At 39.9% G+C, this 24,629-nt stretch carries 20 protein-coding genes, 6 tRNA genes and 1 pseudogene; 10 read left to right on the forward strand and 17 right to left on the reverse strand.

Features of this window, described 5'->3' with window-relative positions:
- Positions 1–186 precede the first annotated feature (186 nt).
- The 5 genes from J3U75_RS06185 to J3U75_RS06205 form a co-directional block, all read right to left on the reverse strand.
- A complete protein-coding gene (locus J3U75_RS06185) occupies positions 187–828 on the reverse strand; it encodes a trimeric intracellular cation channel family protein (RefSeq protein ID WP_100141331.1) in 642 nt (213 codons plus the stop codon).
- Positions 815–1,528 carry a 16S rRNA pseudouridine(516) synthase gene (locus J3U75_RS06190; RefSeq protein WP_267391069.1) on the reverse strand — a complete coding sequence of 238 codons (714 nt, stop codon included), beginning with the start codon at positions 1,526–1,528 and terminating at the stop codon, positions 815–817. The genes J3U75_RS06185 and J3U75_RS06190 overlap by 14 nt, the downstream gene beginning before the upstream one ends.
- 38 nt (positions 1,529–1,566) lie before the next feature.
- Entirely contained in the window at positions 1,567–2,958 is a 1,392-nt protein-coding gene (locus tag J3U75_RS06195; protein ID WP_370387415.1) for a sodium:proton antiporter, read from the reverse strand.
- Positions 2,959–3,223: 265 nt separating this feature from the next.
- On the reverse strand, positions 3,224–3,799 hold the full coding sequence (locus J3U75_RS06200; RefSeq protein ID WP_267391071.1) for a DUF1415 domain-containing protein: 576 nt from the start codon (positions 3,797–3,799) through the stop codon (positions 3,224–3,226).
- A gap of 91 nt (positions 3,800–3,890) precedes the next feature.
- Positions 3,891–4,373: an Lrp/AsnC family transcriptional regulator gene (locus tag J3U75_RS06205; protein ID WP_100141327.1), complete on the reverse strand. Its 483-nt coding sequence runs from the start codon at positions 4,371–4,373 to the stop codon at positions 3,891–3,893.
- A 684-nt stretch (positions 4,374–5,057) separates the two neighbouring features.
- Between J3U75_RS06205 and J3U75_RS06210 the strand changes: the two genes are divergently transcribed.
- From J3U75_RS06210 to J3U75_RS06220, 3 genes are all read left to right on the forward strand, one after another.
- Entirely contained in the window at positions 5,058–6,254 is a 1,197-nt protein-coding gene (locus J3U75_RS06210) for an MFS transporter (RefSeq protein WP_267391074.1), read from the forward strand.
- A 258-nt stretch (positions 6,255–6,512) separates the two neighbouring features.
- On the forward strand, positions 6,513–7,703 hold the full coding sequence (locus J3U75_RS06215) for an FAD-dependent monooxygenase (protein WP_267391075.1): 1,191 nt from the start codon (positions 6,513–6,515) through the stop codon (positions 7,701–7,703).
- 26 nt (positions 7,704–7,729) lie between these two features.
- Positions 7,730–8,893 (forward strand): FAD-dependent monooxygenase, encoded by a 1,164-nt coding sequence (locus tag J3U75_RS06220; RefSeq protein ID WP_267391076.1) that lies wholly within the window; start codon positions 7,730–7,732, stop codon positions 8,891–8,893.
- A gap of 1,154 nt (positions 8,894–10,047) precedes the next feature.
- Here J3U75_RS06220 and J3U75_RS06225 read toward each other — a convergent pair.
- From J3U75_RS06225 to msrAB, 8 genes and pseudogenes are all read right to left on the reverse strand, one after another.
- Positions 10,048–10,138: transfer RNA gene (locus tag J3U75_RS06225), tRNA-Leu, on the reverse strand.
- Positions 10,139–10,177: 39 nt separating this feature from the next.
- A tRNA-Cys gene (locus tag J3U75_RS06230) sits at positions 10,178–10,252 on the reverse strand.
- Between the two features lie 20 nt (positions 10,253–10,272).
- Positions 10,273–10,346, reverse strand: a tRNA-Cys gene (locus tag J3U75_RS06235).
- Between the two features lie 52 nt (positions 10,347–10,398).
- A tRNA-Gly gene (locus J3U75_RS06240) sits at positions 10,399–10,474 on the reverse strand.
- Positions 10,475–10,502: 28 nt separating this feature from the next.
- Positions 10,503–10,578 (reverse strand) — tRNA-Gly (locus tag J3U75_RS06245).
- 31 nt (positions 10,579–10,609) lie between these two features.
- Positions 10,610–10,685: transfer RNA gene (locus J3U75_RS06250), tRNA-Gly, on the reverse strand.
- A gap of 103 nt (positions 10,686–10,788) precedes the next feature.
- Positions 10,789–11,361 carry a CDP-diacylglycerol--glycerol-3-phosphate 3-phosphatidyltransferase gene (gene pgsA / locus J3U75_RS06255; protein WP_100141323.1) on the reverse strand — a complete coding sequence of 191 codons (573 nt, stop codon included), beginning with the start codon at positions 11,359–11,361 and terminating at the stop codon, positions 10,789–10,791.
- 236 nt (positions 11,362–11,597) lie between these two features.
- Positions 11,598–12,584, reverse strand: a pseudogene (gene msrAB, locus J3U75_RS06260) (bifunctional peptide-methionine (S)-S-oxide reductase MsrA/peptide-methionine (R)-S-oxide reductase MsrB); the annotation flags it as partial.
- 155 nt (positions 12,585–12,739) lie between these two features.
- On the opposite strand from msrAB, the gene J3U75_RS06265 reads away from it, so the two are divergent.
- The 5 genes from J3U75_RS06265 to rfbD all read left to right on the forward strand — a co-directional run bounded on the left by J3U75_RS06265 (position 12,740) and on the right by rfbD (position 17,045).
- Positions 12,740–13,228, forward strand: a complete 489-nt coding sequence (locus J3U75_RS06265) for a GNAT family N-acetyltransferase (RefSeq protein WP_100141321.1) — start codon at positions 12,740–12,742, stop codon at positions 13,226–13,228.
- Positions 13,229–13,712: 484 nt separating this feature from the next.
- Positions 13,713–14,168, forward strand: coding sequence for a transcriptional regulator NrdR (gene nrdR / locus J3U75_RS06270; protein ID WP_100141320.1), 456 nt, complete (start codon positions 13,713–13,715; stop codon positions 14,166–14,168).
- Positions 14,169–14,271: 103 nt separating this feature from the next.
- Positions 14,272–14,862: a cytochrome C gene (locus J3U75_RS06275; RefSeq protein WP_267391080.1), complete on the forward strand. Its 591-nt coding sequence runs from the start codon at positions 14,272–14,274 to the stop codon at positions 14,860–14,862.
- A complete protein-coding gene (gene ribD, locus J3U75_RS06280; RefSeq protein ID WP_267391082.1) occupies positions 14,862–15,998 on the forward strand; it encodes a bifunctional diaminohydroxyphosphoribosylaminopyrimidine deaminase/5-amino-6-(5-phosphoribosylamino)uracil reductase RibD in 1,137 nt (378 codons plus the stop codon). Before J3U75_RS06275 ends, ribD begins: the two co-directional genes overlap by 1 nt.
- Positions 15,999–16,184: 186 nt before the next feature.
- Complete coding sequence (gene rfbD, locus J3U75_RS06285) at positions 16,185–17,045, forward strand: dTDP-4-dehydrorhamnose reductase (RefSeq protein WP_267391083.1); 861 nt, start codon at positions 16,185–16,187, stop codon at positions 17,043–17,045.
- 52 nt (positions 17,046–17,097) lie between these two features.
- On the opposite strand, the gene J3U75_RS06290 is transcribed toward rfbD, so the two are convergent.
- The gene (locus J3U75_RS06290) at positions 17,098–17,553 is read right to left on the reverse strand and encodes a DNA polymerase III subunit chi (protein WP_267391085.1); all 456 of its coding nucleotides are present in this window, start codon (positions 17,551–17,553) and stop codon (positions 17,098–17,100) included.
- A complete protein-coding gene (locus J3U75_RS06295; RefSeq protein WP_267391087.1) occupies positions 17,554–18,963 on the reverse strand; it encodes a leucyl aminopeptidase in 1,410 nt (469 codons plus the stop codon).
- Between the two features lie 129 nt (positions 18,964–19,092).
- Here J3U75_RS06295 and lptF point away from each other — a divergent pair, with 129 nt between their 5' ends.
- Together lptF and lptG are read left to right on the forward strand one after the other, a co-directional pair.
- The gene (gene lptF / locus J3U75_RS06300) at positions 19,093–20,202 is read left to right on the forward strand and encodes an LPS export ABC transporter permease LptF (protein WP_267391089.1); all 1,110 of its coding nucleotides are present in this window, start codon (positions 19,093–19,095) and stop codon (positions 20,200–20,202) included.
- A complete protein-coding gene (lptG, locus tag J3U75_RS06305; protein WP_267391091.1) occupies positions 20,202–21,290 on the forward strand; it encodes an LPS export ABC transporter permease LptG in 1,089 nt (362 codons plus the stop codon). The genes lptF and lptG overlap by 1 nt, the downstream gene beginning before the upstream one ends.
- Before the next feature lie 573 nt (positions 21,291–21,863).
- Here the strand turns inward: lptG and J3U75_RS06310 are convergent.
- Positions 21,864–23,186: a TolC family protein gene (locus J3U75_RS06310; protein ID WP_267391092.1), complete on the reverse strand. Its 1,323-nt coding sequence runs from the start codon at positions 23,184–23,186 to the stop codon at positions 21,864–21,866.
- Positions 23,186–24,619: an HlyD family type I secretion periplasmic adaptor subunit gene (locus tag J3U75_RS06315; protein WP_416384694.1), complete on the reverse strand. Its 1,434-nt coding sequence runs from the start codon at positions 24,617–24,619 to the stop codon at positions 23,186–23,188. The genes J3U75_RS06310 and J3U75_RS06315 overlap by 1 nt, the downstream gene beginning before the upstream one ends.
- Positions 24,620–24,629: the final 10 nt, after the last annotated feature.

Raw genomic sequence — 24,629 nt, forward strand, 5'->3', positions numbered from 1 at the left:
TAAATACACTCCAGATAAAAAGAACCCTCTGTGCCAAGGGGAGAAGCAGCAGAGGGCCAAAATAATGTTTCGACAAGAGAATACTAAAAAGCATTTGAAATCTTGAGGTTATACGCTTGTTGCTGCGTATGGATATCATCTTAATGACTTAGACTGTTTTTTGCAGAGAAAGTTCATGTATTTTTGTTATATTTTGTAATTTTTCTTTTTTTGAAATCCGGGCAAGGTGATGTTGTAGCGATAAACGATTAAACGGCTGATGACACCACTGATAAACAACACATTAATGCTCAGTGGTGTAACCATATTCCAATGATTCAATATGCATAATAGCAGCCCGAGTAATATTGCTATAGTTCCATAGATGTCACTACGCAAAATGATCGGGACTTCATTGACTAAAATATCACGCAGAATCCCGCCACCCACTGCAGTAACAAAGGCTAAGGTGACTACGCCAAACCAGTTTAATTTCAATGCTAAGCCGACTTCGGCACCAGTCAGGCTGAATGCAGCCAGCCCGAGCGCATCTGCTACCACAAACCATACTGCAAGAACTCGGTGACGCTGATACTGAATATGAAACAACCACGATAATAAAAGCGTAATAAAAATAGTCCACAATGAGGTATTGCTTTTAAATATCATCGGAATATGTCCGATAAGGGCATCGCGCATCATGCCGCCGCCCACTGCAGTGAGTAAAGCAACGATTATTACACCGAGAATGTCTAGCCTTTTACGAAATCCGACCAAATAGCCAGACACAGCAAATGCTACAGTACCTATGATGTTAATCAGCTGAAAAATAAGATCAGTATTGAGCATATTGCAGTTTATCGAAATCGGGTTGAAAAAAACGCCAGCCACCTACCGGTAAATCTTCGGCTTGCCAGGGACCAAATGCGCTACGGTGTAAAGCAACTACCCGATTACCCGCAGCTGCAACCATGCGTTTTACCTGATGATACTTTCCAGAAGTAATGGTAAGCAGCAGGGTATGGGAGTCGGTCAGTTCAGCCTTTTCTGCTTGTACAGTTTCATTGTCATCATGTAACAATACCCCTTGCTGTAACTTCATACACAAAGTTTCATCAGCAGCATGTTTCAGGCTAACTTGGTAAATTTTAGGTAGTTTGTGTTTAGGCGAGGTACAGCGATGATTAAACTGGCCATCGTTGGTCAAAATCAGAACACCGGTGGTATCTGCATCTAGCCGGCCAACAGCTTGCATATTTAGATGGCGCAGTGGTTCGGGTAATATGCTGAATACACTAGGATAAAACTGAGGTTTGTGTGAAGTTTCGTAGTCGGCAGGTTTGTTTAGCAGAATATAAAAATAGGGCAATGGCACAGGTGGGAGATTCACTTCGTCAATTTGCAGACTGCTGACATTCGATGGTTCTATCTCCATGCGTGCATCGGTACAAAGCTGCCCATTAATGAGTACAGCGGCATCTTTAATCAGCACCTGACATTGCTTACGGCTGCCCAGACCCTGCGCTTGCAGGTATTTCAATAAATGCATAACAAATTAACCTTACAGGCCGTTATTTTCTCGATAAATTAAAAAAATAAAAGCGTATCTACAATAAACAATGGAATAAGTATAGTTAAAGACCAACCCATGTAGCCAAAAAAACTGGGCATGGCGATATGCTGCTGCTCAGCGATTGATTTAATCATCAGATTAGGTGCATTGCCAATATAACTGAGTGCTCCCATAAATACTGAGCCCATGGAAATAGCCAGCAGTGTTTTAGAAAATTGCAGCATCAGTAATTGTGCTTCACCACCGGCAAGATTAAAAAATACCAGATAGGTTGGCGCATTATCCAGAAAACCGGATAAAACACCACTCATCCAGAAATACAGCGTATTAACAGGCGCTCCATTGTGGTGAATGAAATTGACTAGTGGCTTAAATTGACCATCTGATCCTAATTGCAATATTGCCATCACTGGTGCAATGGTAATAAAAATGCCGATAAACAGCTTTCCGACTTCTTGCATTGGTGCCCAGTTGAATTCATTCTGCTGACGCAGTGCGGATGGAGTGTACTTCAGTCCGCATAAGGTAATCAGTAGTAGTAAACCATCACGAATACAGGCTATTAAGCTAATTTCTATGCCAAAAAACTGCCAGATTGGAAAATTTTTACATAAACCAGACAATAGTATGATAACTATTACTGCCAGCAAAAACAGTAAGTTGATTTTACCCTCAATTGTCCATGTAGACTTGTGTGGTTGTGATAGAGGCTCAATTCTGGCTTCTCGTCGCCATAACCAATTATCTATACAGCTAAACAAGACTAGTAAAAGCACTGTATTCAGCAATACTGGTAAAATCATATGACTAAATGTCCACTGGAATCCTACGCCTTTTAGAAAGCCCAGAAACAAGGGTGGATCACCAAGCGGTGTTAAACCTCCACCGATATTAGCCACCAAAAAAATGAAAAATACTACTATATGAACACGATACCGTCTCTGTGCATTGGCACGCAGTATTGGCCGAATGAGTAGCATGGAAGCTCCTGTCGTTCCCATCAGTCCAGCCAGAACGGTACCGCTTGCTAAAAGTAAAACATTTAATTTAACACTGCCAATACCATTATTCCGAATTACTATACCCCCAGAAAGAGTATAGAGCGCCAGTAACAGTAGCATAAATGGCAGATATTCCTGCAGTAGAGTATGCAGAACAAGTGAAACACATGTCATGATACTGAATTGCCAGCATAGTGGTAGCAGGAAGATACAGCACCATATAGCAATAATTTTGCCACTATGGTGATGCCAAAGATGTGGTATCAGTAAAGGACTAACAGCAATGGAAAGAAGTACGCCAATAAAGGGAAGACACCACCACAGACTTAGTTCATCAGCTGGTAAGCCAGCAGCCAGCACTGTAGCAGGTATAAAGAAGCCGATAAATGCGCTGATATAGCGCAATATGTGACTTTTTTGGCACAAAATGGCTAAAGCGGACAGAGAAGAGAAATGGGATACCGGAAGCATTACAAAGGTGGTTTATTTTAACAATCGCGATTTTAACAACAAAAATAAAAAATGGTTGAAGAAAAGTTTTTTCTGCTTTAAAAGTGAGTAGAGAAAAGGAATTTAAATCAAAGATATTTAAGATGTGTTGTCTATAGATTGTAACCGACGCGCTTTAGTTAACCTATATTCTTCTGGCCTATATAAATGTAATCTCTGTTCAGTGCTTTTTTTGTAGCGGATACTTTATGCCGAGGCTAGACCATCCTTCCGTACCCATCGTGCGCAATAATGTTTTGTTGCGTTCATAAATGGATCCTGCATCAGGAAAGGCGGCCACAGCTTGATCTATACTGCTCTCTCTAATCAGATGCAGTATTGGATATGGGCTTCGATTTGTATAATTGGTAATGTCTTCAGCTTGTTCATCAGCAAACTGAAAATTTGGATGGAATGGTGCTATCTGAATGGTGCCTGTGGCATCAATATCTTCTAAAACTTGTTCGGCAAGAGCCACTACGTCGAGGAAAACCTCAAAATCAGCGAATAATTTTGGTTCAATAACTAATGTGGTTTCAATTTCAGTGGCTGGTGTCTGTAATAAAAGGCGTAATTCGTTTTCTAGCAAATCAAGAAATGCATCAGTATGTCTAGCATGGCTGATACTGAAGCGCAGTCTGTGTAGCTGGTATGGTCTGCGAGCAAAAGGGCAAAGATTCAGGCCGATTACTGCCCGTTCTAGCCATTGCTGGCAAATGGCGGAGATATCATCATCAGAATAGACATTGGCAGACATAAATCTCGATATTGCCTTTATATTAACTGTTTTAACATTTAGAAATAATTGATTAATCAGATTGTGCCTGGCTCATCGTTTTTTTCATATACTAACTGATATTCAGGTGTTCCAGTGGTAAAGAAGTCGTTGCCTTGATTTCTCTCAGAACGAAACTAGATTTGGCATCTTCCACCCCTGGTGTGGCCAGCAATGTTTCCAACACAAAATGTGAGAAAGCATTCATATCGGAAAAAAAAGCTTGAAGAATATAATCTGATTCGCCGGTTAAGGCAAAACAGTTTAGAACGTGCGGCCAATTTTGCACTGCTTGAGTAAATTCATCTCGTTTTTGTTTATTCTTGTTTACACTAACATGAATAAAAGCCTGTAATCCAAGTGCAACGTGGTTTGGGTCTAGTAGCGCAGCATAGCGACGGATGATTCCTGATTCTTCAAGCTGCTTTAGCCGGCGCAGGCAAGGTGAGGGCGATAGTGCCACACGCTCGGACAGCTCTACATTGGTAAGACGACCGTTGTCTTGTAAAACTTGCAGGATTTTTAGGTCGGTTTTATCTAAAAAACTTATTGCCATAATGCAAGGATCCTGAGGATTACTGCCGCATTGATGCAACAGGCAGCGAAACATAGATTAAAGTTAAAGTTTATGAGTGATGCAAAATTGCATTTTATTACATAAAAAAGTTTATTTTGACATTAATTTAATTTTAATACTAGTTATTCTGAATGATTTTTGTTTATCTATCTACTTTAATAATATAAAAAAATGTAGTCAGCTATTTGTGATAACTGAAAATGAATATTTTAGTGTAAAGTTTCAAAGTTAAGTTATATACATCAAGGTTTGATTAATATTTCGTTCTATTTTTACAAGTAATACAAGTGCAACTCATAATTATAATAAATGAATTTAAAATTACCATACCTGTGCATTTGAAAAACATCTATTTGTCTTACGACACCAATATAAGCAATATCTTTTTAAAGTTGTTGAAGTGATTTAGTCTAAATGTAATGAAAAAAAATATTTATTGAATGAAAATTTATTTACTATCATGCGTGAAATTATTACTGCTAAAAATCCAAAGTTGTTCTCAAACCTATTGAAAAGCAGAAAAGCAATATTTCATATAAAGGGTATAATTACCATTCCACAAAATTTAACTCAGGTTAAAAAACATTATTCATAACCCTTTGCTTCACCTATCTTGATGATTTCACATGATTGATAAGTGAAGTTGAATAGTTTTAATCGATTATGTCTGACTTATCTGCGGCTTTAGCCAAACCTAAACTAAATCTTGCTCTCATATTTACCGTATTACTCATCGGGGCCCTGGCTTTTGTGCAAGTCTATTCTGTGCAGTCCATATTGCCTGTGCTAATGCAGGAGTTTCATGCCAGTGCTGCTACTGTAGGCTCAACCGTAGGCGCTACTATACTGGCAGTCGCATTGATGTCTCCATTTCTGGGTATGATTTCAGATGCTTTCGGACGCAAGATGTTTATTGTTGGTTCAATCATATTTATCGCTATCCCAACACTGGCGCTGTCTTTTGTGCATAGCATCAGCTGGCTTTGGTGGCTGCGATTTGTACAAGGGTTGGCTGTTCCCGGTATCACTGTAGTATTGCTGGCTTATATAGGCGAAGAATTCAGTGGCAATCCGCGCATCAGGCTAATGAGTTTCTTTGTTTCCGGTACAGTGCTTGGTGGCTTTCTTGGCCGGTTTTTGATGGGTTATCTCACTGAATTTATCGGCTGGCGACATGCATTTATGATAATGGGTATCATCAGTTTGCTGGGGGGCATACTGGTTTGGCGCAACTTGCCAGCATCCAAAAAGTTTGAAGCTAAGCCACAGGTTTCAACCGCAATGAAGACTCTCTGGCATCATCTGCACAATCGTTACGTTCTTGCAGCGTGTGCACTAGGTTTTTGTGTACTGTTTTCATTGGTTGGATGTTTCACTTATATTAATCTGTATTTGGATCAGCCACCTTATAATCTTTCAAGCTCGCAACTGGCCAATATATTTGCGGTGTATTTAATAGGTATGATTATTACGCCGTTGTCAGCTCGTCTGATTATCAAATTTGGAACTAATCTAACTGTATTAATGGCCATGAGTTTGTCGATTTTCGGCGTATTATTAACATTATTGCATCCATTGTGGATGATTGTTTTGGCACTTGCCGTGATGAGTAGTGGTATTTTTATTACTCAGTCTTCCACCATCACTTATATATCTGCTAATGTCACAGAAGGCCGCTCATTGGCTTCTGGGTTATATTACATGTGTTACTATGCTGGTGGTTTTACGGGTTCACTGGTTTGTGGCCATGCTTTTGAAAGTGGTGGCTGGTTTATGACAGCAGTCACATTGATTAGCGCTCAACTGCTGGCTATGCTGATAGGTGGTGTACTGATGCGAAAAAAGGCTAAACCTAATTAGCCTTGAGCACATGTGCAAAGCGAGTAGACAATAATCATTTCCTAGTAATAAAGAAAAAACCAGACCATAACTTCAATTTATCAATAAGATAATTAGCTTTATCTGCCATAGAAAACACATGTGTAATGAGCAGAAAAAATCTGCTGCACTAAAATCTATGCCAAGTACAGATAGGGATAATGCTTATATGGCTGTTTTTACTTTATCGAGTGGTAAATTACGTTAGAATCTGTTTTTCTGATTGTAAAAGGGTGCATCATGCAACCATTGTCACATTATCCGATTGTGATTATCGGTGCTGGTCCGGTGGGTATGCTTGCAGCCCTGATGTTGCAGCAACAGGGAAAATCTGTATTATTGCTTGAGGCTCGTGCCGCTGGCAGCAGATTGACCGATCAGCGTACACTGGCTTTGTCGTATCACAGTATTCAAATATTTCGTCATGCTGGAGTAGAACTCCCAGACGATGTTTTTACTTTCATTCAGAAGGTGCACGTCTCGCGGCAGCATCATTTTGGTCGAGTACTGTTGTCAGCTCAGGATATAAATCTGCCTTATCTCGGTGCCACCATTGATTATGTGAAATTGGTTCAGGCCTGTGAACAAGCACTGACTAAACTTCGGGTTCCCGTACAATGGCAGACTAAGGTAGAAAAAATACATACAACGCCACATTGGGCTTCTATCCAGTGCCAGAGCCAGTTTCAGACACGCATATTTACTGCGCAATGGCTAATTCTCGCTGAGGGCGGTAATTTGGCCGCAGACTTACCTGATATTCAGATACGCAGCTACGATTATCAGCAACAGGCCTTGGTCAGTACTCTTAAATTTGAATTACCCAATCAATCTGTTGCTTATGAACGTTTCACCCTTAACGGTCCATTGGCATTATTGCCGTATGCAAATGATTTTCGTTTGGTATGGACATGTACGCCGCAGGAAGCAAAACAACGCCAGCAGATGGATTTGGATACGATGAATCAGCAGTTACAAACGGTGCTGGGAAACCGTCTTGGCCGGCTTTGTCAGATAGGCAATGTGGCAACTTTTCCACTACAATTGCGGCAGCTTAGCCGTGTTTACAGCCAGCGGGTAATCTGTATCGGTAATGCAGCTCAGACCATGCATCCCGTGGCTGCTCAGGGGCTGAATTTGGGTGTACGTGATGCAGAAACACTAAGTGTAGTATTCGGCTCATTTGATATTGCAAGACTGGATAATGATATTTTGGCACGAAACTATGCACAAGCACGTGCTTATGATGCGAATGCGGTTGTAGGTTTCACACATGCTTTGGTTCAACTGTTTGATCACGCCCATAGTGGTCTGGCTTACGGCCAGAGTTTAGGGATGAGTATTCTGGGTGCTATACCAGCGTTCAGACAGTCATTTACCAAACAATTGGTTTATGGTCTGAATTCATCCTTCACAGATTTTGCTGAATAAGAATATTGGCATGCTAAGGACGTAAAATGCAGCATAAGCAGCAAACAGATTTTGACATCATTGTTCTCGGTGGTGGGCTAATTGGAGCAACATTGGCACTCATATTGCAGCAGCAGGGCAAAAGTGTATTACTAGTAGAAAAAGCACCACCAACAACCAACCTGACCAGTCTGACTCAATCATGGGATGCGCGTATCTATGCAATTAGCCCAGCCAACCAACAGCTTTTAAATAAATTAGGTGTATGGCCTGCCGAGAGGGTACAGCCAGTAAGCCGTATGGAAGTATATGGCGACACCAACGGGCATATCAGTTTTGATGCAGCCAGCGTAAAAGTACCTTATCTGAATTACATGCTGGAAAACCGCTATTTGCTAGCCAGAATATGGCTTGCTTTGGTAGAGACTGATGTAACCATTGTGCAAAGTAAGCCCAAAATGATAAGCACTGACGTCTGGTCTGCACAGCTTACATTGGGAAATGGCTCTTCTTATCTCAGTCAGTTAATCATAGGTGCTGATGGTGCTCAATCGTGGCTCCGGCAGCAGGCAGGTATTACAGTAAACGTTTCACCGTACCAGCAGCAAGGTTTGGTAGCTAATTTCAACACAGAAAAATATCATCACGGCTGCGCTTACCAGTGGTTTAGTCATGGCGATATTCTTGCTTATCTGCCTTTACCAGGGCATCAAATTTCTATTGTTTGGTCTACAGCTTCCGCAGACAGGCTTTCACACCTGAATGGTGAAGATTTTGCTTGTAAAGTAGCTGAAGCAGGCAATTATCAGTTGGGTGAATTATGCCCGATCACTCCGGTATTTGCTTTCGACCTTATTAAGCGCCAGCCGCAGACTATCATCAGTCAGCGTATAGCTTTGATTGGTGATGCAGCACATACCGTTCATCCTTTGGCTGGACAAGGTGTTAATCTGGGTTTCGCAGATGTAGAATATCTCAGTCAGTTGCTGGCACATGCCGATGATTTAGGTAGCTGGTCTTTGCTCAGACAATATCAGCGTTCCCGCTTACTAGCAGTGCGCACAATGCAGCAGGGGTGTGATGGATTGTTCAGACTGTTTGCCAATAATTACTTACCCGGAATAAGCTGGTTGCGCAATCAGGGAATGAATATGGTGAATAATTTAGATTCGCTTAAAAATCAGCTAATTCGTCAAGCTATGGGTCTGTAATAATCTAAAGCCTAACTACTGTAAAATAGATTTTAACTAATGAGAAAAAATTCAGATTTCTGTATTGAAATATTTATAAAAATCTATGAATTTTGCAAATTTCAATAAAAAATTGATATAAATATAAATTAATAGGCACTCAGATAAAAGCGCTATATTATCAATCATCAAAATGTATTAATTTGGTACACCAGCTTATTTTGATCAATAACGTTTTTCTTATCACATCATAATATCAAGGCTGAATTAAGACTTAATTGCTGCATATTTTGCATGGGTAGCTCTTTAAGTTATTTCTTTCTCTCAGTAGTGACTTTTGTGACATAAAAAGCTCTAAAATTAGCTGCTAGACTCAAAAATGATTGAATTATTAAATATTAATCCAGATGATATAGGGACAAAATACGCATAAACAGAATAAAATTTTTTTAATATTATTGATTATGTATTTTTATATTGATGAATTTATTTAATTTTTATCAAGTTATTATACTGTCTGTAACTAGCTTGATGTCGAAAGCTTATCTGTTTATTACTATTTTCAGGTTAGAATGTTTGGAATAAATATTTTAACTTTCACAACGCATGTGTTTTTGACTAATTTGTGATTGATAAGCTTCGGATATTCTTAGAAATACGTGTTATTTGTATTATTTATTATTTTTTGGTTTTTTAGCCTGAGGAATTAATAGAGCATAATGTAATGATTTGGCTTTTTCTTAAGCTCACACATCGGCTTATTAAAATTTAAAATAAAGTAAGTTAATACGTATATTAAGATTGATATTTGTAATGCCTAAAACTCAAGTTTTAGTTCGAGTACTTTGATTGAGCAACATCAGAAAAAAAACTCAAGCTATATCTGAACTGATTAAAGGCTTACACCATTGGATGCAATATTATTTGGATTAATTATCACAGTTAAGTACTGGTTTGTTTTCTCAAGTTTGCATAGAAAACTGCTGATATCACACTCAAATCTGTAACTGAATAGACTGTACGAAGATAATCAAAAAATTTGCTGTGTACCAATTCTTTGTGGAGATGTTATATTCTGCTATAAATGGGATTAAAAATTTGAACAGTTTTAAACATTTAAGGTCTGAACTCATTTGTACAAATTTGTGTATTTATGAGTATAGGCGAGTATAGAATGGTGCCCGGAGCCGGAATCGAACCGGCACGGCCGTTTTAAGAGCCGACGGATTTTAAGTCCGTTGTGTCTACCTATTTCACCACCCGGGCGGATGGAAATTAATACAAAAGATGTATTAATTTTTATGTTGGAGGCGGGGGCACGGATTTAAACCGGCCTACACAGCTTTGCACACTGTGGCATAGTCACTCTGCCACCCCGCCATAAAACTATTCAAATTATCTGGAGGCGGGAGTCGGAATCGAACCGGCGTACACGGATTTGCAGTCCGCTGCATGACCACTCTGCCATCCCGCCTTAAATCTTAAATATTTACTCAATCGGGTAGAGCAACTACTAAATCAAAATCTGGAGCGGGAAACGAGTCTCGAACTCGCGACCTCAACCTTGGCAAGGTTGCGCTCTACCAACTGAGCTATTCCCGCNTCACTTTATACATGTGAGCATGTTTTTTGGAGCGGGAAACGAGTCTCGAACTCGCGACCTCAACCTTGGCAAGGTTGCGCTCTACCAACTGAGCTATTCCCGCATTTCACTTTATACATGTGAGCATGTTTTTTTGGAGCGGGAAACGAGTCTCGAACTCGCGACCTCAACCTTGGCAAGGTTGCGCTCTACCAACTGAGCTATTCCCGCNTCATTCGTACTGAATGAAGAAGCAACATTATATCGATGAAAAAATCTGTGTCAAGGCTATTAATGAAGCTTGCTTGTTTTTTTTTGCTTTCACTATGATTTTTTAAGATTTAAATTCTTTAGTAGCCATTTTTAAATAATACAGCATGGACCAGATGGTCAGAATGCAGGCCACAAGCATCAGAATATTTCCAATTTTCCATAGCAGATTGGGTTCTGCTAATGGGGGAGATGTCATCAATAGTATAAATATGGCACCCATTTGAGCAGCGGTTTTGAATTTGCCTAGTTTGGCTACTGCCACACTATTGCGTTTACCCAGTTGGGCCATCCATTCACGCAAAGCAGAAATGGTGATTTCCCGCCCGATAATTATCATGGCAAATATAGCGTATGTGCGGCCGGTTGCTACTAGCAATATCAAGGCTACAGCTACCATTAGTTTATCGGCAACTGGGTCAAGGAAAGCACCAAAATTAGATGTTTGCCCCCATCGGCGTGCCAGATATCCATCAAACCAGTCAGTAATGGCCGCGGCTGCAAAAAAGCCTGCCGCTAGCCAGTTGATAATCTGACGGTCGCTGATCCAGTCTGTAGGCAAATAAAATAAGAGGGTGAATACAGGAATGATAAGGATACGCAACCAAGTGAGCAATATCGGAAAATTCCATGGCATAACGGGGTGTTCCTGATGGGTTTAGGTTTGGTTAGTTCACATGATACCTGTTTGATCGTTTTCAGGTAATTTTTTATTATTCGTTGTTGTCCGCATCAGTGCATAGAGAGATGTAGGTTCTTAATTTCAAAATAATATCGGTTAAATATTGCTTTGGTTCTAGATATGAGCAGTAATATTCAAATCTTTAATCAGGCAGCATGGCTATTGCACCCGTGCTGCCTAAACGGTAGATATTATTTGACCATATCCTTATAAGCGCCATAGCCTGCTGCTTCCATTTCATCATATGGAATGAAGCGCAGGCTAGAGCCGTTGATACAGTAGCGCAAACCACCCCGTTCTTGCGGACCATCATTGAATACATGTCCTAAATGCGAATCAGCCTGATGGCTACGTATCTCTGTGCGTTGCATACCATGGCTGTTATCATGATGTTCACTAACGGCTTCTGATTGAATTGGCTGGCTAAAAGAGGGCCAGCCGCAGCCGGAATTGAATTTGTCACGCGAACTGAATAAGGGTTCTCCACTTACAATATCCACGTAAATACCGGGAACAAACAGCTCATCATAGGGATGGCTAAAAGGTCGTTCGGTAGCAGAATTCTGTGTTACCTGATAGGCTTCTTCGCTTAACTGTTGATGTAAAGCAGCATTATCGGGTTTGTGAAATGAATTAGGGTTGTAGGCTTGAGTAGGAGTAGTTGGCTGAGGCAGTTCGGGCAATGGTTCACGCGCTTTTTGTAAATCAATATGGCAATAGCCCTGTGGATTTTTATCCAGATAGTCCTGATGATATTCTTCAGCCGGGAAAAAATTTTGTAATGGCAGATTTTCCACAACAATTGGTGCTGTGTACCGACCCTGTTCAGCTTTGATGGCCGCCTGAATAATATTGCGATCAGCTGCATCAACATAATAAATACCACTGCGGTACTGGGTACCTACATCGTGGGCCTGCCGGTTTAGGGTAGTGGGGTCAATGATTCGAAAAAAATGTCGCAGAATATCTGTTAAGGACAGAATGTCTGCATCGTATTCAAGTTTGATGGTTTCGGCGTGGCCGGTATTTTGGTTGCATACTTCTTCGTAACTGGGATTAGTAGTACGTCCATTGGCATAACCTGCTTCCGTGTGCAACACGCCTTTTAGTCTTTTAAAATAGCCTTCCATACCCCAAAAGCAACCGCCAGCTAAATAAATAGTTTTTTTATTCATGATGTTATAACCTGTCGCTGTATGATATTTATCTATATGCTATCACCTGCTTATTATGAATGAAAGGTGTTGTTTTGCTTAATTATGTGTGTGTGATATAAAATCTTAATATTTGATGAGTAAATCTACGTAGTGCAGACCTAATTTAAAGAATTGTTATGAGTATTATTACTTATTTGCGTCCGGCACGGGCGGAGGATTGTGAAGACATCTACAATGCGCATCGCTATGCAGTGCAATATACTTGCGCACGCAAGTATGATGAAACCGTGTTGAAAGCTTGGTTATCATTATTAAATATTGAAAGTTATTTACATACTCTGGCTGATACAAATAAAGCTTTATGGGTAGTTGATTATAAAGGCCATATACAGGGTTTTTTTCAAATGGATCTTGTTGAGGCACAATTGGATGCATTGTATATCCATCCGTTTGTACATAATCAGGGGTTAGGAACGGCTTTGTTGCAGCGTGCTGAAAATGTTGCCATTCGTGCAGGTTTAGGGATGCTGAAGCTGTATGCATCGCTTAATTCTGTAAAGTTTTATGAAATCAATGGCTATGTTTCTTTGGGAGAATGTGCTTTGCCGCTTAATAAAGAGGTTACGGTGAATTGCCTGCTGATGCGTAAATATTTAACTGAGTAGCTTTTTTACAGTAATCTTTTTTTGTAATCACAATTATTATATCTATTAATTTTGTAATATCTACAAAATATATTAATGGTACTTTTTCTTTTTGTTTTAGATAAATCAAAAATTTAATCAATCATTCCACATCTTTGTTTATTTGTGAATTTTAATTTCAATGTTTATTATGTTTTCACAGGTTGATGTAGATGATTTTAGCTCAGTGAATATATCGTTCTTGATTGTTGTATACACTTAATATTGGTAGGTATTTATAAATTGCCTATTTTTTAATCAATTAAAAATATTCTCTAAAAAACAATAGTATATTATAGTTATCCCCAGATTTTACCCGCAGTTTTGCGCTGAAATTTGTGTACAGGTGGATAAGTTAGCGTTTCATGTTCGAATTGTACTAACTTTGTATATAAAGAAGCTTGCCAGCCTTGGTAGTGCCTGCCACAATAGTTGTTCAATTCCTTTTTTATCAATTTGCATTTATATGAAATGTCCCTTTTGTCAACATCATAATACACAGGTAATAGATACCCGTCTGAGTGAAGGTAATAATAGTATTCGTCGCCGTCGCCGCTGTCTTGCCTGTGATAGCCGCTTTAGTACACTGGAAGTGGTGGAAATGCGCATGCCTTTGATTATCAAGCGGACAGGTGAAAAAGTGCTGTTTGATCCTGCTAAACTTTATACCAGTATAAGTAGGGCATTACATAAACGGCCAATGGATAGAGAAAGTATTGAGAATGCAGTAGCAGAGATTGAAACCAATCTTTACCATATGGGTATTAAAGAAGTGCCCAGCCATATGATTGGAGATATGGTACTGGGCTTACTGGCAAAACTGGATGAAGTAGCGTATGTCCGTTTTGCATCGGTATATAAAAGTTTTCATGATGTTTCAGAATTCACACAGCTCATCGCTAGTTTAAAAAAGAAAAATTAGAAGTATAAATTCTCATAGTGTTTCTTTCTGTTCGCTGCAATGGCAGCTAAATCTTGTTATACTTTGTAACTATTATGCCTTGTCATGAAAGCTTGAATTTATCATGTTGAAATCTCGTTTATGGTTGCTGGTTGCAATTGCTTTGCTGAGTTTATCTGCTTGTAAACAGAAAGATACCTCTGTAACGATTGATGCCAGCGACACTCAGGCAGCAAGTAGTGCCAGTGAAGCTTCTGAGACTAATGCAACCTCTACTCAAACATTAAGCAGTAACGATGGCAAAGTTAGCATTGTGTTGGATGGTGATTTTACTGATGTTTTGGATAGTGCCTCAGACTGGGTTGATCAGAGTCAGGTAAAGAATCTGACATTATTGCAGCACGATGATGGCAGCAATATTACACTGGCGGTAAATAATCTGGGCGTAATGAAAATTAAACCAGACGAATATTTTAAAAACTTAGCAGACAGCTTGAAAAACAATGCAGCCATAAGCAAAGTTAAGCTGGGAATTGCTACTGAAAACCGCATGAATTACCGCTTCAGCCATCAGCAGAACGGCACTTTATTAAATGAAAGCTGTGTTGCATTAGTGGCAAATGGAAATCTGTATACAGTTTGTGCCAGCAGCGATAGTGCTTCTGATGATGCTCTTGCCGCTACTTTGAAAACAATTAATTTACAGAATAGTTAATGATGAGCTTTTCCGAGCTGGATAGAAAATTTATGCAAACCGCCCTTGATCTGGCCTGGCAAGGGCGGTTTTCTACTTCTCCCAATCCCCGTGTTGGATGTGTCATTGCTCGTGGTGAGCAGATAGTAGGTGAGGGTTTCCATGTGCAAACTGGTTTAGCTCATGCTGAGGTTAATGCTTTGAAACAGGCTGGATCATTGGCTCACGATGCTACTGCATATGTCACACTAGAGCCTTGCAGTCATACAGGTAGAACGGGGCCCTGTGCACAGGCGTTGATAGAAGCAGGTATTAAGCGCGTTGTTGTGGCCATGCTAGACCCTAATCCACAGGTCAGTGGCAAGGGTATAAAGATGCTGGAACAAGCTGGTGTGAATGTTGAAAGTGGATTGTTTACCTTACAGGCGCGTGAACTTAATCCAGGTTTCCTTTCTAGACAAGAAAGAAACAAACCTTATATCAGACTAAAAATTGCAGCCAGTCTTGATAGTAAAACTGCATTGAGTAATGGGCAAAGCCAGTGGATTACAAGTGATGCTGCTCGTAATGATGTTCAGACATTGCGCGCTGAGAGCTGTGCAGTCTTAACTGGTATCAATACCGTTATTGCAGATGATCCGCTGCTGAATGTGCGGAGGTTTACAACCTTGCGCCAGCCAGTACGTATTATTTTGGATAGTCAGCTGCGTATTACTCCTGCTTTCCATGTGATTCAGGATACAAATAGTCCAACACTAATTGTGACTACAATCCGAGACAAGGCTAAACAGGCCGTTTTTGCACCATATCCCCATGTTTCCGTTGTAACCATTCCTCCAAACCAGCACGGACAAATAGAACTTTCCGAACTTTGGCCGATACTGCTTCAACGTAATATCGGTTTGATTCTCGCGGAAACGGGCGCGACCTTGAATTCTGCTTTACTGGCAAGCCAAGCAGTAGACGAAATTATTTATTATCAGGCGCCGAAGATTCTAGGTTCATCCGCAAGAAACGCAATCGAACTTCCTGAAAATCATGAGGCATTGAATGAATCTGAATGGCAATCAGTCGATCTTAGACTGCTGGGTAATGATTGTCGCTGGACAATACGCCATGAGCAGAGTGCTTCTTGGTTAAAAGGTAGTTTGTTATAGCAGTTAAAAATCTACCTATATCAAACATTCTTTAATTAATGTATCAAACACAGCTGAAAATAAAATTTCGTTGTGTAACAATATTCTCATTGTTAGTTTATTTTACTAATCCTACATAATGTATGCAGCATTATTGATATTACAATATTAATTATTACATTGCTCATTGATAATAAAGGCTTCGCTATGCGTATTCTATTAACGGGTTCAAAAGGTCAGGTAGGAAGTTGCTTGCGGGAAAGATTTCCTGAAAACTGGGAATTGATAGCCAGTGATTCTCAGACACTGAATATTACAGATGCACATAATGTGCTCAATATGGTTAAGACATTTGAACCGGATATGATCATCAATGCTGCCGGTTATACTAAAGTCGATGCCGCTGAAACAGATAGCGATAAAGCATTTGCAGTTAATGCAACCGGAACTCTGAATCTAGCACAGGCTGCACAGTCGATTGGTGCACGTTTGATTCATTTGTCCACTGAGCAGGTATTTGATGGACATCATCATGTGGTGCTCACTGAAAATATGGCTCCTAATCCAGCAAATATTTACGGACACAGTAAATTGGCAGGTGAATTACTTGCTTTAAATGCCCATGTTGAAACTGCAGTCATCCGAACTTCTTGGGTTTACAGTGAACATGGTCACAATTTTGTTAAAATTATGTTGCAAAAAGGTTTGGAAGCACCGACTATCCGGGTCGTTGATGACCAAATTGGTTGTCCAACCTATGCCGGAGATTTAGCTGAAGCCATCATCCGCCTAGCTGAATTAAAGAGTTCGCCACGTGGAATATTCCATTTTGCTGGTAGTCAGCAAATGAGCTGGGCAGAATTTGCTCAGCGCATTTTTATCGAAGCTGCCAAAATAGATGATCGCTATAGTAAAGTAAAGGTAGAACGCATCGCTACCGCAGATTATAAGTGTGCAGCTAAGCGTCCTGAGTTTGGTATTCTAGATAGCCGTACCTTGCAAAATATCATACAGCAACCAGTAACCGATACGCCTTTATCGCAAGTCGTTAGCAAACTTTTGAAATAAAAAATATAAAATTAGCGGGTTAATAAAAACCCGCTAATTTTAGTTTGACGATTTATTTTTCTTTACGCATATCATGGTGTTCGATTACGAATCCTGCTTCCTTATAAGTACGGAATCTTTGTCTTGCCATTGCGACTTCATCCAGATCATTAGCCACCAGCTCTAATACACGCTCTGGTCTTTGTGGTGCTTCAGACCAATAAACATCTGCCAGATTAATAACTACCCAATCATTTTTAATAGCAGGTAAATCATTGCCATAAGAAAGTAATACCCATTGTCCTTCTACGGGTAAAGGCTGTGAGTGAGGCCAGATTTCATGTGGCAGGAAACTAGTAGCGTTAAATGACCACAAAGCATGATCAAGTTCGTTGACTTTACCTGCATCTTCCAGCCAAATTAATACACTTAGCCCGCTTTTAAACACTTTTTGTGTCAGCCGGCAGGTGAACGAAACTATGTCAGAGAGGTGCGTGTAAAAAGTGGTAGTGGCCATATCATCTCGCATTTAGACTTGTTGAAGCAGATACTCCACTAGCAGTGGCACGGGTCGGCCTGTTGCACCTTTATTAGAGCCGGAATGCCATGCTGTACCAGCGATATCCAAATGTGCCCATGGGTAGGATTTTGTAAAATAAGAAAGAAATGCCGCGGCAGTAATCGTACCAGCGGGCCGGCCACCTATATTTTGCAAATCCGCAAAATTGGATTTCAGCTGTTCTTTATATTCATCGAATAACGGCAACTGCCAAGTTTTATCGTTAATATTGTTGGCTGCTTCTAACAACTGTTCTATTAGTGGTTGATTATTGCCTAGTACTCCCTGAGCTACATGCCCCAGAGCAATAATACATGCACCTGTCAAAGTAGCGAGATCGATAACAGCTTTAGGCTGGAAACGTTCCGCGTAGGTCAGCGCATCACATAAAATCAGCCTGCCTTCTGCATCAGTATTTAGCACCTCGATGCTTAATCCATTCATGGCTTTTACTACATCACCAGGCTTGACAGCATTACCCGATGGCATATTTTCACAAGTAGGAATAACTGCAACTAGGTTTAAGGGCAGCTTAAGTTTTGCTGCAGCTGCAAACGCTCCGATAACTGAAGCTGCGCCGCACATATCAAATTTCATTTCATCCATAGTTGCGCCCGGTTTAAGCGAAATTCCTCCCGAATCAAAGGTAATACCTTTACCTACCAATACCACTGGGTTCTCATCCGATTCAGGAGCACCATGATATTGCAGTTCAATCAGGTAGGCACCTGCTGTACTGCCCTGAGCTACAGCCAGTAACGCATTCATCCCCATTTCCTGAAGTTCTGCAGTAGACATGATACGGGCACTGGCACCTACGTTTTCAGCAATCCTAGCCGCTGTAGAGGCCAGATAGGATGGAGTACATACATTACCGGGTGCATTACCAAGGTCTTTACAGATATTCATTCCGTAAACTATGGCTTCAGCTTTTATAAGGTATTCATTTACTTCTTGAGTAGTATAATAATGTACTTGCTCCAATTTGATTGGCTTAGCATTTTTTTTAAAAGTGTCAAAACGATAAACTGCCTCACCTACAGCGATAGTAAATGCCTGTACCCATTTTTGCACAATGACTTTTGAAACTAAACTCAGATCCACATCAATCCGAATTTGTTCTTTGGCCCAGCATGCTACAGATGTTGCCAGTTTTTGTATGCTGGCATAATCCTCCTCTTCTATACGTGCAACCGCTACAGCTTGTAACTGATTCTGCTCAAGTGTATGTGTAGCAAGAAAATCTTTTTCTTGCTGGTCTAATTGAGACAGCAAAGTATCGATAACTGTGTTATTGCGATTATTGTTGGCAGCGGCGATAATCAGTAAAGAACTGTTGTTTTGCGGCTGCAATAGTTCGGTTTTTATGCTAAATTTCATATTTCTTCTCCCAATCTAAGGGCGTTGTATATATTCTGTTCAAATCAGCCTTTAGGCAGATTTGGATTCCCCTATTGTAACGCAGGCTGTCAGTAAAATATGGACAGTCGCAGATGTGTTTATTAATTTATGATTTATCAACGCCAATTTATTAAAGAATTATCATGGACGGCCGTTGGCATATTCGTGATTTTACTTGTTGTACTGGTGGCCACTCAGGCAATCAATTTACTTGGAAGAGCTGCCAGCGGGCGGGTAGCCATTGATGCGGTAACAGCGCTGATTGGGTTTTGGACGATAGGTCTGACGCCGGTATTACTAATTCTGACAGCCTACATCAGCATCATTACAGTATTGACACGCTACTGGCGTGACAGTGAGATGGTAATCTGGCTATCCAGTGGCTTATCATTAAGAAATTGGATTTTTCCAATTATGAAATTCAGCATACCATTTGCTGTGCTGGTTGCGCTGGTATCAATGCTGATACAGCCGTGGGCAGAATGGCGCAGCCGAGAATTTGCAGAATTACTGAAACAGAAACAGGAAATGTCTTTGCTCGAACCGGGCGTATTCAGAGAAATAGGTAAAAGCCATCCTCGAGTTTATTTCATTGAAACTTTTGATCCTGATACGGGCAAGGCCAGCAATCTTTTTGTACGTGAAAAAGAAAAAAATGGCAAAGACAGTACCGTATTTGCCAAAAGAGGGGAGTTTAAACAGGATGGAGAAAAAAGAATTCTGACACTTGAAGACGGATTCCGCTATTACGGACAACCCGGACAGGCAGATTATCAAAGAGCTTCATTTAACAAAATGACACTTGTAATCAGTGTCAATACAATGATTATTGATCCGAAGCAAAATAGACATACCATACCAACAGCGGCACTATTAAGTAGTAATGAAGCCATTTATAAAGCTGAGCTGATGTGGCGGTTGTCACTACCGATTAGCGTAATTATTCTGGCTCTGCTTGCCTTACCTTTGTCTTATTTTAATCCGCGTACAGGTCATACTTACAATATCCTGATTGCAATAGCCATTTTCCTGATATACCAGAACGGACTCACTTTTCTACGTGACTTAGTTGAGAATGAACGTATTCCGCTATGGTTGGGTATCATACCAATGCATCTGTTGATGTTTCTGGTGTTTTTATTTCTATTACGCTGGCGGGATATGCCTTCAGCACCATTTAAAACAGCATTTACATCATTGCTGGGAGGCCGCTCCTGATGCGTCTGCTCAATCGTTATGTAATTAGCCAACTATCGATTTGTACAATTTATGCACTTTTAGCGCTGATTAGCTTGTACAGCTTCTTCGATATTATGGGGGAAATTAGCCATGTTGGTGACGGACGATATACGGCCGATAAAATGCTGTTTTATGTTTTATTGCTGATTCCCACTCATGCTTACGAACTGATGCCTCTGGCCGTACTGGTAGGTGCTTTGGTTTGTCTGAATCAGATGGCCAGCCATAGTGAATTTACCGTCATCCGAACATCTGGAATTAGTCTGGCCAGCATCATTGGTATGATGCTGCAATTTGGTCTAATGTTTGCAATTATCGCAGCATTATTAGGTGAATATGTGGTTCCTAAAACAGGACCATATGCAGAACAATATCAGTTGCACGCTCGTCAAAACACTATTAGTGCTGGAGATAGCGGTATCTGGCTCAAACAGGGCCAAGATATTGTAAATGTAGCAGAAATGTTGCCAGATGGTAGTTTAAAAGATATCAGCATATACCGACACGATGATCAATTTCATTTAAGTGAAACATTACATGCTGCCAGTGCTAATGTAGATGTGCATACTCAGGCGGGTAAACAGACAAAATGGCATTTGCATCAGGTAGACCAATCAATATTGCAAGCACATCAGATTGTCATAAACCATCTGGAAAATGTTGATTGGCATATGTCCATAAATCATCAGCTGCTCAATATATTGCTGGTAGCACCAGAGCAAATGTCTATAGTCGCATTATCTACGTATATCAAGCACCTGAAAAATAATCACCAGCAAATAATTCGTTATGAACTCGCTTGGTGGCGCAAAATTGCTTATCCATTAGCCTGCATTGTTATGGCGCTGGTGGCATTGGCATTTACACCTCAACAAAACCGGCGCGGTAATATGGGCTTGAAACTATTTTACGGCATCTGTTTGGGTTTGTTTTTTCATTTCTCGGGTCGTTTATTTGGTTTTACCAGTCAATTATATGGAGTGCCAACACCGGTAGCAGCTTTTTTGCCGACACTTTTATTTTTAGGTTTGGCAGTCTATCTTATAAGGCGACAAGAAAAGAGATAGTAAGAATATATTGATGCCCTATAGGTAAAGAAATTTATCAGTAGGGTATCAATTATTTTTTTCCCCTATAGTAGTTCATAATAAATAATTCACATGAAATTCAGCAGAAATGAAATATTATTTTGATATAGAATCTAGCTTAAGTTACAACTATTCCGAATAATCAACAATCATTTTTTACAATATCATTATTATGATTTTTTTTTATATAAATAAGAATGATAGAGATAAGCTAGCTATTTCAAGCAAAATCGAATACAACTGAGCAAAAACAAATACGTCAAAAGAAATACTCTGAATAATTAGAATTTCGAAAAAAACTTTTTAAAAATATCTTTCCATTGTACGTGAATATTTGTTATTCAATATATTCTAATTTATTCATATAATTTCAGTTCTTGATTCATCATGGGGAAATATAGGTCAGCAAAGTCACTTAAGAATCTAAATTTTTATTTATCAAAACTTTCAATGAATGATTAAATAATAATCTAAACAGCTTTTAAAAAGAGTTATCAAAGTTAATTTTAATAGCTATTTAATTTTTTCTTAAATCAAATAGAAAATATATATTTAATAAAGCAATTTATGCAGTTTTTTCTGTTCGTTCATTTGTGTCAGAACACCTGCACTTTGAAGCAACTGTATATAAGTAGTAATGTAGCTATACTGCGCTTCTGCCAGTTTTTGCTCTGCATCAGCTTTGGCCTGCAAAGCCTGTAATTCGTCCAAATTGCTTCGTATGCCAACCTTACGTCCCAATTGCGTAGCTTGAAGTTTTACTGCATTGGCTTTCAATAATTGTTGTTGGGCCTGAATCTGGTATAGATTACCCATAGTTGTTTGATAAGCCTGATCTATGTTCAGCTTAATTTTACGTTCAGTAGCAATTAGTTGAAATTTATTTTGCTGTTCTTTGGCTGCTGCTTCCTTGATTTTACTGTGAATCATTCCTCCTGAAAATAAAGGCATTGAAAGTTGAACGGTTACAATACCTCCTTTACTTCGCGTGCCATGATCCATACCATAAAACTGCTGAATCTGATGATTATCCTGATACCCACCATTTAGAGTTAGTTTAGGCCAGTTTTCAGCTTTGGCGGCAATATAAGCCTGTTTGGCATTTTGCAGAGCCAGTTTTTGTTGCTGCCATTCCGGATTATTTTTTTGTGCCAGCATCAGCCAGTCTGATTTACTTGTTTTCCCAAGTAAATCACCAAAATCGGTGTGTTTCAACCGCTTTGTTTGTTTGGGATCCAATCCTGTAATATTGGCTAGATTATTTTGTGCTACCAACAAATCTGTCATACTACTGACTTTTTTTGCGCGGGCAGCTTCATAGCCTGCCTGAGCTTCATTGGTGTCTACAATAGTGGCCGCACCCTTATTGAATAAAGCTTTAGCCTGTTTGATTTGCATGGCGTAAGCTTCTTTTTCTTTCTCAATTGAAACCAATTTGTCTTCTATCAATAAAACCTGAAAATAGGCTTTAGCAACTTTAAAAAGTAAATCTTCTTTCACATTTTCCAGCTGCCAATCAGCCATGCTGGCTGTGATTTTACCCTGCTGATATTGTGCCCATTTGGATTTATCAAATAATGATTGACTTGCCTGAACATTCCATCCGTGAGTCTGAGTCGTACTGGATAAAGAGGAAGGTTGTTTCTGGTATACATAGTTAGTATTTACTTGTGGCAGTAAAGCAGCTCGAGTTTGTGGCAGTTGTTCCTTTTGTACATCCCGCTCGCTTTGTGCCGCAGCATAATCTGCAGAGTAATTGATTGCAGCCTGCCAAGCTTCGAATAAATCGAATGCCTGTGCATTAGAGTGTAGAAATACGAAGCCGAGTAAAGTACAGATAAATTTTCTGCAATTAAAGGGGTAATTTTTGTGCATCAGCGTTCTCGCATACTTTCATCTACTTTGGTTTGTAACGGGCTTAATAAATAAGTAATAACGCGACGCTTACCGGTTTTAATTTCAACAGTAACATTCATACCTGCAGTCAAATTAACTTTTTTACCATCTATCATTAAATAATTTTTGTCTAGAACAATTGTTGCAGCAAACACCAATCCTAGTTTTTCATCTTCAATAGCATCAAAGCTAACATTTTTTACTTTTCCGGTTAGATAACCATAACGAGTGTAGGGGAAAGATTCGATTTTAATAACTGCATTCTGCCCAGCTTTGACAAAACCGATATCTTTATTTGATACCAATGCTTCAATTTCCATCTGATCCTGATCAGGCACCACCACCATAATCTGTTGAGCGGCAGTCACCACACCGCCCACAGTATAGGTGGCTAGCTGCTGTACTGTACCATCAACAGGGGATTTCAAAGTCATTAGCTGTTTGCGTTGTAAAGCCTTTTCTGTTGCTTCAGTGAGTTGCTGTATTTGTTCGTTTGCCTGTCGAAGCTGATCTAGCGTATCTCGTTTGAGTGTACTGGTTTGTAATTGACGATTTTGCTCTGCTTCACGAATACTTTCCTGTATCTGACGTAACTGACTGCGCTGACTAGCTAAATCGTTTTTATTCTGAATAAATTTGCTTTCCTGTTCATAGTAAGCGTGTTTCGAAACAAAATTTTGTGCCAGTAAGTCTTTATAGTCTGATGTACGGCTTTGTTCAATGGCTGTAGTTTGCTCCAGCTTGCTTACCTGAGACTGAGTACCCTGAAGCTGAGCCTGATGTTCACGCAGCACCGTTTGCAATTGTGCATCTTGAGTAAACCAAGTCTGATACTGATTTAAAGCCAGAGATTGTGCTTCTGTAATCTGATCGGGACTAAGGTGCCACTGCGTAGCAAGCTCCTTATCCAGCATAGGAGGCTGATGAGAATTTAATGCGCGGATTACAGCCTCCAGACGCAATTTATTCAAACGAGCCGCCTGTAAAGATTTTTCCGATTGTGCATAATCACTGTCAGAGCCAATGCCACTTAACTCGACAAGTACTTGCCCGTTTTTCACATGGTCGCCATTTTTTACTGCAATTTTATCTACTACCGAAGTTTCCAATGGTTGAATAACTTTGCTGCGTCCACCTGGTGTTGTTTTGCCCGTGGCCACTGCAACAATATCCAGTTTACCAATTAGAGCCCATAGAAGAGCGATTACTGCGAACAGAATAATCAGACGAGCGGTCCACTTTGGTGCCGCGGATAGAGGAGTTTCGGTTAATTCCAGATGTGCTGGTAAAAAGGCACGTTCATCTTTATCGCGTTTAGGTGGATCGAGTTGAAACCGTACGGCCCACACATTTTTCCATACTGTGCTATAACGTTGCAGGAAATCTTTAAATGCTTGAATGCGAATACTCATATATTATTTT

Origin of the sequence: Snodgrassella sp. B3088 (assembly GCF_026535815.1) — a bacterium.
In the GTDB taxonomy this organism is placed as follows: Bacteria; Pseudomonadota; Gammaproteobacteria; order Burkholderiales; family Neisseriaceae; genus Snodgrassella; species Snodgrassella alvi_E.